We start from the raw sequence: 12,886 nt of genomic DNA on the forward strand, positions 1-12,886 counted from the left end.
GGCAGGATCCCTCTGGGATCGAAGTGGATGACCTGCGGTGACCGATCGATGCCGGTCGCCGATCAGGACCGGTCGTAGGAGCGGACCGCGACCACGGCGTTGTGGCCGCCGAACCCGAAGGAGTTCGATATCGCGAGCTGCGGCCCATCGCCGAGCGGCTGCGCCTCGGGCGAGGCGGAGAGCGGGATCTCGGGATCCTGCTCGACGAGGTTGATGGTCGGGGGAGCGAGGCGGTTCTGCACCGCGAGCACCGTGAACAGCGCCTCGAGCGCACCCGTGCCGCCGAGCAGGTGACCCGTGGCCGCCTTGGTCGCGGAGACGGGGATCTGCTTCACGCGGTCTCCGAAGACCTTGTGCAGCGCCGTGTACTCGGCGATGTCGCCGACGGGGGTCGAGGTGGCGTGCGCATTGATGTGGGTGACGTCATCGGGGGTGGCGCCGGCCTGCTCGAGGGCGATGTGCACGGCGCGGCTAGCACCGCGGCCCTCGGGGTCGTTAGCGGTGATGTGGTACGAGTCGGCGGTGACTCCGCCGCCCGCGATCTCGGCGTAGATCCTGGCGCCGCGCGCGAGGGCGTGCTCCTCGGTCTCGAGCACCAGGGCTGCTGCTCCCTCGCCCATGACGAAGCCGTCGCGGTCGACGTTGTAGGGTCGCGACGCCGTCTCGGGCGAGTCGACGCGCTTCGAGAGCGCCTGCGCCGAGTTGAAGGAGGCCAGAGTGATCGGGTGGATCGCGGCCTCGGCGCCGCCGGCGATGACGACATCGGCGAGACCGGCCTGCAGGTGCTCGTAGGCGTTCACCACCGACTCGGTGCTCGAGGCGCAGGCCGAGGCGACGGTGCGCGCGTAAGCGCGGGCCTCGAGGTGCATCGACACCGCCGCGGAGGGCGCGTTGGGCATGAGCATGGGCACGGTGAGGGGCATGACGCGGCGCGGGCCCTTCTCGCGCAGGGTGTCCCACGCGTCGAGCAGGGTCCAGAGACCGCCGATCCCCGTGGCCCAATCGACGCCGAGACGCTCGGAGGGCACCTCGGGCTCGCCCGCGTCGGCCCAGGCCTCGAGCGCCGCGACCAGGGCGAATCGGCTCGAGGGATCCAGTCGCTTCGCGACCGGTCGTTCCAGCACCTCGGCGGGGTCGACCTTGGCCGTGCCCGCGAAGTTCACGGCGAGCCCGTACTGCTCGGCCCAGTCGTTGTCGAGCGTGCGCACGCCCGACTCTCCTGCGAGCAGGGCGGTCCAGCTTTCGGGCGCGGTTCCGCCGATGGGGGTGGATGCGCCGATGCCCGTAACGACAATCTTCTTCGTCATGTGTGAGTGCTCCGCGGTCGGGTGTGGAACGGAAGTGTGTGGGGGAGGGGCCGGGCCGAAACGGCCCGACCCCGTGCAGGTGGCTTAGGCCTGAGCCTTGACGATGAAGTCGACGGCGTCGCCGACGGTCTTGAGGTTCTTGACCTCCTCGTCGGGGATCTTCACGTCGAACTTCTCCTCGGCGTTGACCACGATGGTCATCATCGAGATCGAGTCGATGTCGAGATCGTCGGTGAACGACTTGTCGAGCGCGACGACGTCAGCGGCGATGCCGGTCTCGTCGTTGATGAGCTCGGCCAGACCTGCCAGGACCTCTTCGTTGCTGAATGCCATGTGGGTTCTCCTTGTGTTGATGGTGATGTTGAGTGTCGATGGGACTGTGGAAGTATATTCGGCCGTACCAGTCTGACCCGGGAGCGCGCCGCTCGCGGCGCGACGCGCGGGGGCTACGGCAGCTCGACGACCTGTGCGCCGTAGACGAGCCCCGCGCCGAAGCCGATGGTGAGCGCGAGGCCGCCGGACAGCTCGGGCCGCTCCTCGAGCAGGGCGTGCATGGCGAGAGGGATCGAAGCCGCGGAGGTGTTGCCCTGCATCTCGATGTCGCGCGCGATCGCGACCGTCTCGGGGAGCTTGAGCTGCTTCGCGAACTCGTCGACGATGCGCATATTCGCCTGGTGGGGGATGAAGGCTGCCAGGTCGCCCGGCTCGATGCCGGAGACCTCGAGCGTCTGCCTCGCGACCTTCGCCATCTCCCAGACGGCCCAGCGGAACACGGTCTGCCCATCCTGCCGCAGCGTCGGCCACGGCACCTCGGTCGGGTTCGCGCGGTACTCCTCGAAGGTGGAGGTGACGCGGATCGTGTCCCACTTCTCACCGTCGGAGCCCCACACGGTGGGGCCGATGCCGGTGCGGTCGCTCGGGCCGACGACGACGGCGCCGGCGCCGTCCGCGAGCAGGAAGGAGATGCTGCGGTCGGTGGGATCGACGATGTCCGAGAGCTTCTCGGCGCCGATCACGAGCACGTTCTTGCAGACACCCGCGCGCACGAGCGCGTCGCCCTGCGCGACTCCGTACACGTAACCGGCGCAGGCGGCCGAGATGTCGAAGGCGGCGGCGGGTGTGAGGCCGAGGCGATGCGCGGCGAGGGCGGCCATCGAAGGGGTCACCGCGACGTTCGAGATGGTCGAGATGATCACGCCGTCGATCTCGGAACGCTCGAGCCCCGACTTCGCGATCGCCTCCTCGCCGGCCTCGACCGCGAGGTCGACGGCCTGCACCGACGCGCTCGCGCGACGACGCTGCACGATGCCCGTGCGCTGCCTGATCCACTCGTCGGAGGAGTCGATGGGGCCCACGAGGTCGTCGTTGGGGACGTTCAGGTCGCCGCGGGCGGCACCCAGACCCAGGATGCGGGTGTGGGCGGGCCCCGTGGGCTGCACGAGTGATGCCATGTACGTGATCCTTCCGGTCAGGCGGACTCGGCGACCAGGGCGATCGCCGCGTCGAGGTCTGCAGGGCTCTTGATCGCGACCGCGGGCACGCCCTTCAGCGCCCGCTTCGCGATGCCGGTGAGGGCGCCCGCCGGGGTGAGCTCGATGAGGCCGGTGATGCCGGCATCCTGGAACCCGGTCATGCAGGCGTCCCAGCGGACGGGGTTCGCGACCTGCGAGACGAGCAGTTCGACGAAGCGCTCACCGCTCTCCACGCGGGAGCCGTCGGAGTTGGTCCAGAGCGGCCTGCCCGGATCGGAGGCCGAGACGCCCGCCGCCGCGCGCTCGAGCGCGGGGATCGCCGGCGCCATGAAGGAGGTGTGGAACGCGCCCGCCACCTGCAGCGGGATCACACGGGCTCCGCGGGGGGCGTCGTCGGCGAGGGCGCGCAGCGCGGCGAGCTCGCCCGCCGCGACGATCTGGCCGCCGCCGTTGCGGTTGGCAGGGGTGAGGCCGTGGGCCTCGATCTTCGCGAGCACATCGGCCTCGACGCCGCCGACCACGGCCGACATGCCGGTCTCGACCTGAGCCGCGGCCTCGCTCATCGCGCGACCCCGCTCGCCGACGAGGGCGAGCGCGTCGCCCTCGGAGAGCACGCCGGCCGCGGCTGCTGCCGCGAACTCGCCGACGGAGTGCCCGGCGACTCCGGCCCCTCCGGGGTCGGTGCGCGCCGAGAGCTCTCGCCAGGCGAGCAGGCTCGCAGCGACGATGAGCGGCTGCGCCACGGCGGTGTCGCGAATCGTTTCGGCATCGCTCTCGGTGCCGTGCGCGATCAGGTCGACCCCGGCGCGCTCGGAGGCCTCGCCGAGGAACTCGCGGCTGCCGGGAAGCTCGAGCCATTCGCTCAGGAATCCGGGGGTCTGTGAGCCCTGTCCAGGGCAGGCGATAACAATCACGTCTCTCATCTTCTCAGATCGTGGTCCGCGTTTCTGCATATGGTCGATGACAAAATCGCGAAACCTTTGTTGAAAGGGGCCTACTTCTCACTGGTTCGAGGCGCGGGGGCGGGACACGGAGGGAAGCGGCGACGCGGGGCGGCGGGGAGATCCCTCACCCGCGGGGATCGGGCCTCAGCGCTTCTGAGCACCGCCCCGCCTGCCCTGCTGAGCGATCGACCCCGCGATGAGCGCCGCCTGCAGGATGAGCGCCTCACGGGCCCCCGTGGCGTTCCAACCGATGAGCTCCGACACCTTCTTGAGGCGGTAGCGCACCGTGTTCGGGTGCACGAAGAGCTCACGGGCCGTCGCCTCGAGGGACCGGCCGTTGTCGAGGTAGCACCACAGCGTCTCCAGCAGCTCGCCCGAGTGCGCGCGCAGCGGCTCGTAGATCTGCTCGATCAGGGTGCGGCGGGCGAGGCCGTCGCCCGCCAGAGCGCGCTCGGGCAGCAAGTCGTCGGCCGCGACCGGGCGCGGTGCGTTGCGCCAGGCCCGAGCGACCGCGACCCCCGCGAGCGCCGCCCTGGCGCTGCGAGAGGCGTCGACGAGGTTGTCGACCTGCGGACCGAGCACGAGCGGCCCGTCGGAGAAGCCGTCGGCGAGCTGCTCGGCGATCTCGAGGAAGCTCAGCGGCTCCTCGGGGGGTGCGCCCGGCTCGCGCGGCTTCGGCTCCATTCGGCCGAGCACGAGCACGAGCCGGGATCCCTGCAGCCCGACGAGCAGATCGGCGCCCGCGTGGCGCGCCGTGCGCCGCAGCTGGTCCACGTCGACGACGCGGTCGGCGGTGCCCACGAGCACCGCCGACTCGCCGTCGCCGTGCCAGCCGAGCGCCGCGATGCGGCTGGGCAGCTCGTCATCGCTCTCGCCCGTGAGGATCGAATCGACGACGAGCGCCTCGAGCCGAGCGTCCCAGAGTCCCCGGGCCTCCGCGGCCCGCGCGTAGACATCGGCGGCGGCGAAGGCCACGTCGCGCGAGTACTGCAGCACCGCCTCCCGCAGCCCCTCGCTGCGGGGCGCCACGCGCTCCTCGACGACGGAGACCACGACGCGGATCAGCTGCAGCGTCTCCTGCAGGCTGATCGAGCGGAGCAGCTCCCGGGGTGCCGAGCCGAAGACGTCGGAGGCGATCCACGGCGTCGAGGAGGGATCCTCGTACCACTGGATGAACGAGCTGATGCCGGTCTGCGCGACGAGACCGACGGCGCTGCGCCTGGACGGCGGCATGTCGCCGTACCAGGGCAGCGTCTCGTCGAGCCGCGTGATGGTGCGCGTCGAGAGCTCACCGGTGATGGAGCGCAGCCAGGCCAGCTCCTGTTCCTTGGTCCGATCCATGGACGACCGCCGGGTCAGGCCTCGCCGCCCGCGCCGCCGGTCGTGCCGGCGTTGACGTCGTTCAAGCGGTACTTCTCGGCCGCCCGAGCCGGGATCGAGGCGTCGATCCTGCCCTGGTGAGCGAGACGCTGCAGGACCTTCACGACGACCGACTCGCGGTCGATGCCGAAGTAGCGCCGCGCGGCCGCACGGGTGTCGGAGAAGCCGAAGCCGTCGGCACCGAGCACCGAGTAGTCGCCCGGCACGAAGGCGCGCACCAGCTCGGGCACCTGACTCGCCCAGTCGCTCACAGCGACGAACGGTCCCTCGGCCTCGGCCAGTTTCTCGGTGAGATACGGCACGCCCGGTTCCTCGTCGAAGTGACGGAAGTTGTGGGCCTCCGCGGCGAGTCCGTCGCGCTGGAGCTCGCCCCAGCTGGTGACGCTCCACACGTCGGCCGCGACGCCCCAGTCCTCGGCGAGCAGCGCTTGGGCCTCGATCGCCCACGGCACGGCGACGCCCGACGCGAGGATCTGCGCGGGGATGCCGTCGCCGCTCGCGGGGCTCACCCTGTGGATGCCGCGGACGATGCCGTCCACGTCCACGTTCTCGGGCTCCGCGGGGTGCACGATGGGCTCGTTGTACACGGTGATGTAGTACATCACGTTCGGGTCGGGGTGCTCTCCGCCGTACATGCGGTCGATGCCCGAGCGCATGATGTGGCCGATCTCGTAGCCGTACGCCGGATCGTAGGCGACGACGGCGGGGTTCGTCGCCGCGAGGGCGAGCGAGTGGCCGTCGGCGTGCTGCAGGCCCTCGCCCGTGAGCGTCGTGCGGCCTGCGGTCGCGCCGATCACGAAGCCGCGCGCCATCTGATCGCCCGCAGCCCACATGGCGTCGCCCGTGCGCTGGAAGCCGAACATCGAGTAGAAGATGTAGACGGGGATGAGCGGCTCGCCCTGCGTGGCGTAGGAGGTGCCGACAGCGGTGAGCGCGGCGTTCGCGCCGGCCTCGTTGATGCCGACGTGCAGCAGCACGCCCTGCGGGCTCTCCTTGTAGGCGAGCAGCAGCTCGCGGTCGACCGACACGTAGTTCTGCCCGTGCGGGTTGTAGATCTTCGACGTGGGGAAGTAGGAGTCCATGCCGAAGGTGCGCGCCTCGTCGGGGATGATCGGCACGATCCGGTCGCCGATGCCCTTGTCGCGCATGAGATCCTTGAGCAGGCGCACGAACACCATCGTGGTCGCGGCCTCCTGCGTGCCGGATCCCTTCGCGGCGATCGCGTAGCTCTTCTTCTCGGGAAGCGCCAGCGTCCGCGACTTCGTGCGGCGCTCGGGCAGGTATCCGCCGAGCTCGCGACGGCGCTCGTGGATGTACTTGATGGTCGGGTTGTCGTCGCCCGGGTGGTAATAGGGCGGAAGGTAGGGGTTCTCCTCGAGCGTCGCATCGCTGATCGGGATGTGCATGGCGTCGCGGAACATCTTCAGATCCTCGAGCGTCATCTTCTTCATCTGATGCGTCGCGTTGCGGCCGGCGAAGTGCGGGCCGAGACCGTAGCCCTTGATCGTCTTCGCAAGGATGACGGTGGGGCGGCCCTTGTGCTCGACCGCCGCCTTGAACGCCGAATAGACCTTGCGGTAATCGTGGCCGCCGCGGCGCAGACCCCACACCTGGTCGTCGGTGTAGTCCTCGACGAGCTTCAGTGCGCGCTCGTCCTTACCGAAGAAGTGGTTGCGGACGTAGGCGCCGTTCTCGGCCTTGTAGGTCTGGTAGTCGCCGTCGGGCGTCGTGTTCATGACGTTGAGCAGCGCACCCTCGGTGTCGCGGGCGAGCAGGTCGTCCCACTCGCGGCCCCAGATCACCTTGATGACGTTCCAGCCGGCGCCGCGGAAGAAGCTCTCGAGCTCCTGGATGATCTTGCCGTTGCCGCGCACAGGGCCGTCGAGGCGCTGCAGGTTGCAGTTGATCACGAAGTTCAGGTTGTCGAGGCCCTCGTTCGCCGCGACCTGCAGCTGTCCGCGGCTCTCGACCTCGTCCATCTCGCCGTCGCCGAGGAAGGCCCACACCTGCTGGTCGGAGCAGTCCTTGATGCCGCGGTTGGTGAGGTACTTGTTGAGCTGCGCCTGGTAGATCGCGTTGATCGGGCCGAGACCCATCGACACGGTGGGGAACTGCCAGAAGTCGGGCAGGAGGCGCGGGTGCGGGTAGCTCGGCAGGCCGTTGGGCGCCTGCGACTTCTCCTGGCGGAAGCCGTCGAGCTGCTGCTCGCTCAGGCGGCCCTCGAGAAAGGCGCGGGCGTACATGCCGGGGGAGGCGTGCCCCTGGATGAAGATCTGGTCGCCGCCGCCCGGGTGGTCCTGGCCGCGGAAGAAGTGGTTGAAGCCGACCTCGTAGAGCGAGGCGGCCGAGGCGTAGGTCGAGATGTGACCGCCGACGCCGATGCCCGGGCGCTGGGCGCGGTGCACGGTCATCGCCGCGTTCCAGCGCAGCCAGTGACGGTACTCGCGCTCGGTGCTCTCATCGCCCGGGAACTCGGGCTCGTCCTCGCTCGCGATCGTGTTGACGTAGTCGGTCGTCGGCACCATCGGCACGTTCAGGTGCAGCTGGCGCGACCGGTCGAGCAGACTGGTCATGATCTCCCGACCCCGGCCCGCTCCGCGCTCGTCGACGACAGCGTCGAGCGATTCCCGCCACTCTGCGGTCTCCTGCGGATCGATGTCGTCGTGGTCCGGCGCGTAGGGATCCTGAGTGTTCACAGCCAAGATTGATGCTCCAATCACCATGTTGCGTGCCGGTGGCGCGCGGGTTGATGCGCGGACGCGGGGCACTGCGACAGCTCGCGGGATTCGCGTGCTGCGCTCCAGACTAGCGAAGTTCCACGGCAAAACACGCAATTCCGTTGTCGAGAGTGTCACAACGGCACAATCCTCGTCGGTGCGCCGTCGGCAGCGCGGGCGGCGGTGCGGGCTACGGTGCGGCGGCCCATGCGGGAGTAGCCTGGGGGAGACCCCACCGCAACGATGGCGCCGCGGGCGCCGGAACAGGAGACCCCATGGTCATCGAGGTCGGCGCCCAGGCGCCCGATTTCACGCTGTCCGATCAGCACGGCGAGGAGCTCACGCTCTCCGAACTCGTCGAAGAGGGCCCGGTCGCCCTCGTCTTCTTCCCGCTGGCTTTCTCGGGCATCTGCACGGGGGAGCTGTGCGAGCTGCGCGACAACATCTCCGTCTTCGCCGACAGCTCCGTGCGCCTGCTCGGCATCTCCGTCGACTCGGTCTGGGCGCTGAAGGCGTGGGCCGCGCAGGAGGGCTACGAGTTCTCGATCCTCTCCGATTTCTGGCCGCACGGCGCGGTGGCGCAGCAGTACGGCGCGTTCGTCGAGGAGCGAGGGATCGCCACGCGCGCGACCGTGCTGATCGGCGAGGACCGGCGCGTGCTCGCCTCGTTCGAGACGGCGCCGGGGGAGGCGCGCGACTTCGCCTCCTACCGCGAGGCGATCGAGGCGCTGGGTTAGGGATCCCTCGCCTTCGCGAGCGGCGCTCGCACACTGGGGACCGGCGCGCCTCGCCCGATTCGCGGCGGCGGTGCCGGTTCCCCTATGCTGAGGTGGTCCGTTTCGCGGGCGCGCGCCTGTAGCTCAGTTGGTTAGAGCATCTCGTTTACACCGAGAGGGTCGGGGGTTCGAGTCCCTCCGGGCGCACTCACTCGCTTCGGGGCCGGATTCTGCCGGGTTACGTCGGGTCTTCCTAGCGGCCAGGGATCAGCGGTCGTAGCGACCCGAGGCGATCGCACGCTCCCGCTTCTTCGCCGCTTCCTCCTCACGGTTCTTCGGGGGAGTCCGCGCCACCAGTCCGTCGAGCAGGCGCTGGGTGGACCCGGCGATCTCGTCGACCGCCAGGTCGAACGCCTCGCGATTCGCCTGCGACGGCTTGGTCGTGCCCGCGATCTTGCGCACGTACTGCAGAGCGGCGGCGCGCACCTCGTCGGTCGTCGCCGCGGGCTCGAAGTTGTGGAGAGTGTGAATGCTGCGACACATACCCTCACGGTACGCCCGCGGGCTGCGTAGGGGAAGGAGCCGAGCGGGCCTTCCCGATCTAATTTGACATAATATAGATTATCGGTGATTGTGGCGCGGAGCGCATCATCTCCTTGGAATACGTTTCCATCCGCCACAATCACCGATAATCTGCGGCCGAGATCAGCAGCAGACCGATGATTGCAGTGCGGTGCACGTCACCTCCACGGAATACGTTTCCGTTCGCCGCAATCACCGATAATCTACGGCCGAGATCAGCGGGCAAACCGGCGGTTGTGGCGAGGTGCGTGCCACCTCCTTGGAATACGTTTCCGTTCGCCGCAATCACCGATCATCTACCCGCCGGAGTCGGCGAGCAAAGCGTTAGCCGGTGCGCAACCAGAATTTCGGCGCTCGCTCAGCGCGGCTCGGCGAGCAGCATGACGGTGCGCGTGGCGAACGCACTCATGCTGAAGGCGCCCAGCTGGCCCACGCCGAGCATGAGGTCGGTGTCCCCGCTCGACACGGCGACGACCAGCATGACGAGCGCAATGGCCAGAAGCACCCAAGCTGACATAACGAGAACGATCGCGATCAACCGCCCCATCACCGCGCTTCGCCCGCTCGACAGCGGTCGGATCAGCGCCGCCGCGGCGAAGCCCGCCACGCCGAGCGCGATCGCACCGAACACGTCGCTCGGGCGATGCCACCCGTAGGCCAGCAGTTGCCAGGCGACCACGGAGAGCAGCACCGCTCCCCCGAGCGCGGTGAACCCTCGCGCCACGGCAGGAACCGCCCAGATGAGCGCCGCGACCAGCACCGTGAACGTCGTCATGTGCCCGCTCGGGAAGGTGTTGGGCGCGTCGAGTTCGAAGAGTTCCGGCCGCGACAGCACCCGCAGTTTCAGCAACTGCGACGCTCCGATCGCCACTCCAGACACCGCGACCACGCCGATCGCCCTGCGCCAACCGTGAGTGGCCAGCGCGAGCAGGCCGATGACCGCGAGGGCGATCGCGATCCCCGCCTCCGAGACGAGGTTCAGCGGGGGCGGCGGGTTCGTCGTGAACTCCGCCGCGTCGAGCACGGTGGCCTCCGCGCGCTGCCCGAGCGCGCTCTGCACGCCGAGCAGATACGACGCTCCCCCGACCGCGGTCCAGAACAGCGAGAACCAGAGGGCGCGCCGGCGCGAACCAGGGCGAGCGCTCACGAGTCGCCCCGCTCATCTGCGGCGAGGGATCCCTCGCTCCGCCCCGAAGACGCCGTCCGAACGGCCCACAGCACGAGAGCGGCCGCCGTGGAGACGTTCAGCGAGTCCACGCCGTGCTCCATGGGGATCACGACCGAGCGCTCGGCTGAGGCGAGCGCGCGCCGCGACAGGCCGGGCCCCTCGGAGCCGAACATCAGCGCGAGGCGCTCGGGCAGGTGCCCGACGTAGTCGGCCAGGTCCTCGGCGTCGTCGCGCAGCGCGAAGGCGACGAGCTCGTACCCCTCCTCGCGGAACATCGGACCCGCCTCGCGCCAGTCGGGCAGCCTCGCCCAAGGCACCTGCAGTACGGCGCCCATGCTCACGCGCACCGCGCGACGGTAGAGCGGGTCGGCGCAGGCGGGCGACAGCAGCACGGCATCCGCGCCGAGGGCGGCCACGGACCGGAAGATCGCACCCACGTTCGTGTGATCGGCGAGATCCTCGAGCACGACCACTCGCCGCGAAGCGCGCAGCAGCTCCGCTGGGTCGAGCGGCGCGGGCCGGTGCATCGACGCGAGTGCCCCGCGGTGCATGTGGAACCCGGTGAGCGCCTCGAGCTGCTCGGGCTCCCCTACGTACACGGTAACGTCCGGGTGCTCGACGAGCAGGGGCTCGACCCGGGGCAGCCACTCCTCGAGCAGCAGCACGGAGCGCGGCCGGTGCCCGGCCCGGAGCGCCCGCTCGATGACCTTCGGCGACTCGGCGAGGTAGAGGCCCTCCTCCGGCTCGCGTACGCGTCGCAGCGCGACGTCGGTCAGACTGGTGTAATCGGCGAGCTCGGGCGCTGCGAGGTCGTCGATGCGTCGCAGTCTCATGCCCGAGTCTCGCCAGCGAAGGCGGCCGGCACGGCCACGGCCGACGAGGTCATGCGCGACGCCGGCGCGCCCGGCCGAGGCTCGGTCAAGAACCGCCCGATGAATGCCACCGCGTCGTCGACCGCCTCGTAGTGCACGAGGTGGCCGACGCCCGGCAGGATCCGCAGCTCGGAGCCCGGCACGCGGTGCCGCAGGTCGAGCTGCTTCGCGAGCGGGGTGATGTCGTCGCGGTCGCCCGCGATGAGCAGCGTGGGCATCGAGAAGGAGCTCGCGAACTCGGCGACCGTGTGCGACACCGATGCGCGGAAGGCCTGCAGCAGGGTCGAGGGATCCGAGAAGGTGCTGAAGTGGCTCGCGTGCTGACCGTGGATCCAAGTCCGCAGCTCCGCGTCGCCCGTCTTCGCCATGACCTCGCTCATCACCCGCACGATGGCCGGGTTGCCGAGCAGCCCGCGAGCGGCGCGCTCGGGCAGCAGCTCCGCGGCCCGGTAGTAGGCGATGGCCAGCTGCGTGAGCGCTGCCTGCGGCCCTTCGAGGGCGGGCGAGGAGATCGGGTTGACGAGGATCAGTCGGCTCGGCTCGAGGCCGCCAGCGATCGCGGCCCCCACGACGAGGGAGCCGAACGAGTGGCCCAGCAGGGCGAAGCCGCCGGGCGCCGCGTTCGCCGTGAACTCCCGCAGCCACTCGCCGTAGAGCTCGATGTCGTGCGTGCGGCCGGGAATCGCGGCGGTCTCCCCGAAACCGGGGAGGTCGGGAACCAGGGCGCGCACTCCGGGCAGGGCTGCGACGAGGCCGGCAGCGAGACCTTCGAGGCCGTGGTGGTCGCCGCGGAAGCCGTGCACCAGGATGATCGTGCGCCCGTCGGGGTCGCCGTGCTCCCAGGCGCGCGTGTCGACGCCGAGGGTCGGCACGGAGATGGCGTGGGGTGCGTTCGTCACGGATCGATAGTAGCGGCGCGCCCTGACAAGCGGCTTCGCGCACGCCGCGCCTGCGGCAGTCGCTAGCATCGTCTGAGACGAAAGGGATCGCCGTGACCGCACAACTGCCGCTCTGGGCCGCGAATCTGGCCGTGTTCGACACCGAGACGACGGGTGTCGACACCTCGCACGCGCGCATCGTGAGTGCGACGATCGCGCTCCTTGGGCCAGCCGGCGAGGTGATCGAGCGCTACGACTGGCTGATCGATCCGGGGGTCGAGATCCCTCCCGCCGCGGTGCAGGTGCACGGCATCAGCACGGAGGTCGCGCGCGCGAGCGGCATCGCCGCGGCGGTGGGCGTGAGGCAGATCGTGGAACGGCTGCGCGAGATGCTGGAGCGCGGGTTCCCCATCGTCGCCTACAACGCGCCCTTCGATCTCTCGCTGCTGGCGGCCGAGGCTGGGCGGCACGGCGTGGAGTGGCCCGCCGACCTCTCCCCCGTCATCGATCCGCTCGTGCTCGACAAGCAGTTCGATCGCTACCGCAAGGGCAAGCGCACGCTCGAGGCCGTCGCTGCGCATCACGGCGTGGAGATCGGCATGGCCCACGACGCCGGCGATGACGCGATCGCGGCGGGGCGCGTGCTGCAGCGCATCGCGGTCAAGTACGCAGATGTGATCCCGGGCGAGCTCGACGAGCTGCACTGCGCGCAGGTGGAATGGAGCGCTGCGCAGGCCGCGAATTTCCAGGACTACATGCGGCGGGTGAGGGATCCCTCGTTCATCGCCGACGGTCGGTGGCCCGTGCGCGCGGGCCGGACCTCGGAGACGGGCCGGACCTCGTAGACGGG

Annotated in this window: 12 protein-coding genes and 1 tRNA gene; 3 read left to right on the forward strand and 10 right to left on the reverse strand. The window is 69.9% G+C overall.

Annotated elements, in window-relative coordinates:
- Positions 1-62 precede the first annotated feature (62 nt).
- From J4H91_RS05080 to aceE, 6 genes are all read right to left on the reverse strand, one after another.
- Positions 63-1,307, reverse strand: a complete 1,245-nt coding sequence (locus tag J4H91_RS05080; RefSeq protein ID WP_208045177.1) for a beta-ketoacyl-[acyl-carrier-protein] synthase family protein — start codon at positions 1,305-1,307, stop codon at positions 63-65.
- Positions 1,308-1,391: 84 nt separating this feature from the next.
- Positions 1,392-1,640, reverse strand: a complete 249-nt coding sequence (locus J4H91_RS05085) for an acyl carrier protein (RefSeq protein ID WP_017794148.1) — start codon at positions 1,638-1,640, stop codon at positions 1,392-1,394.
- Positions 1,641-1,753: 113 nt separating this feature from the next.
- Positions 1,754-2,758, reverse strand: coding sequence for a beta-ketoacyl-ACP synthase III (locus J4H91_RS05090; RefSeq protein ID WP_208045178.1), 1,005 nt, complete (start codon positions 2,756-2,758; stop codon positions 1,754-1,756).
- A 17-nt stretch (positions 2,759-2,775) separates the two neighbouring features.
- Positions 2,776-3,693, reverse strand: a complete 918-nt coding sequence (locus tag J4H91_RS05095) for an acyltransferase domain-containing protein (RefSeq protein WP_208045287.1) — start codon at positions 3,691-3,693, stop codon at positions 2,776-2,778.
- Between the two features lie 174 nt (positions 3,694-3,867).
- On the reverse strand, positions 3,868-5,064 hold the full coding sequence (locus tag J4H91_RS05100; RefSeq protein WP_208045179.1) for a PucR family transcriptional regulator: 1,197 nt from the start codon (positions 5,062-5,064) through the stop codon (positions 3,868-3,870).
- 14 nt (positions 5,065-5,078) lie between these two features.
- A complete protein-coding gene (gene aceE, locus J4H91_RS05105; RefSeq protein ID WP_208045180.1) occupies positions 5,079-7,805 on the reverse strand; it encodes a pyruvate dehydrogenase (acetyl-transferring), homodimeric type in 2,727 nt (908 codons plus the stop codon).
- A gap of 290 nt (positions 7,806-8,095) precedes the next feature.
- Between aceE and J4H91_RS05110 the strand changes: the two genes are divergently transcribed.
- The gene (locus J4H91_RS05110) at positions 8,096-8,557 is read left to right on the forward strand and encodes a peroxiredoxin (RefSeq protein WP_208045181.1); all 462 of its coding nucleotides are present in this window, start codon (positions 8,096-8,098) and stop codon (positions 8,555-8,557) included.
- A gap of 112 nt (positions 8,558-8,669) precedes the next feature.
- Positions 8,670-8,743 (forward strand) — tRNA-Val (locus J4H91_RS05115).
- A 60-nt stretch (positions 8,744-8,803) separates the two neighbouring features.
- On the opposite strand, the gene J4H91_RS05120 is transcribed toward J4H91_RS05115, so the two are convergent.
- The 4 genes from J4H91_RS05120 to J4H91_RS05135 all read right to left on the reverse strand — a co-directional run bounded on the left by J4H91_RS05120 (position 8,804) and on the right by J4H91_RS05135 (position 12,057).
- Positions 8,804-9,079, reverse strand: coding sequence for a DUF2277 domain-containing protein (locus J4H91_RS05120; RefSeq protein WP_208045182.1), 276 nt, complete (start codon positions 9,077-9,079; stop codon positions 8,804-8,806).
- 397 nt (positions 9,080-9,476) lie between these two features.
- Complete coding sequence (locus tag J4H91_RS05125) at positions 9,477-10,265, reverse strand: phosphatase PAP2 family protein (RefSeq protein WP_208045183.1); 789 nt, start codon at positions 10,263-10,265, stop codon at positions 9,477-9,479.
- The gene (locus J4H91_RS05130) at positions 10,262-11,119 is read right to left on the reverse strand and encodes a TrmH family RNA methyltransferase (protein ID WP_208045184.1); all 858 of its coding nucleotides are present in this window, start codon (positions 11,117-11,119) and stop codon (positions 10,262-10,264) included. The genes J4H91_RS05125 and J4H91_RS05130 overlap by 4 nt, the downstream gene beginning before the upstream one ends.
- Positions 11,116-12,057, reverse strand: a complete 942-nt coding sequence (locus J4H91_RS05135; protein WP_341783445.1) for an alpha/beta fold hydrolase — start codon at positions 12,055-12,057, stop codon at positions 11,116-11,118. The genes J4H91_RS05130 and J4H91_RS05135 overlap by 4 nt, the downstream gene beginning before the upstream one ends.
- Positions 12,058-12,149: 92 nt before the next feature.
- On the opposite strand from J4H91_RS05135, the gene J4H91_RS05140 reads away from it, so the two are divergent.
- A complete protein-coding gene (locus tag J4H91_RS05140; protein WP_208045186.1) occupies positions 12,150-12,881 on the forward strand; it encodes an exonuclease domain-containing protein in 732 nt (243 codons plus the stop codon).
- Positions 12,882-12,886 lie beyond the last annotated feature (5 nt).

This window comes from Leucobacter ruminantium (assembly GCF_017565705.1).
In the GTDB taxonomy this organism is placed as follows: domain Bacteria; phylum Actinomycetota; class Actinomycetes; order Actinomycetales; family Microbacteriaceae; genus Leucobacter; species Leucobacter ruminantium.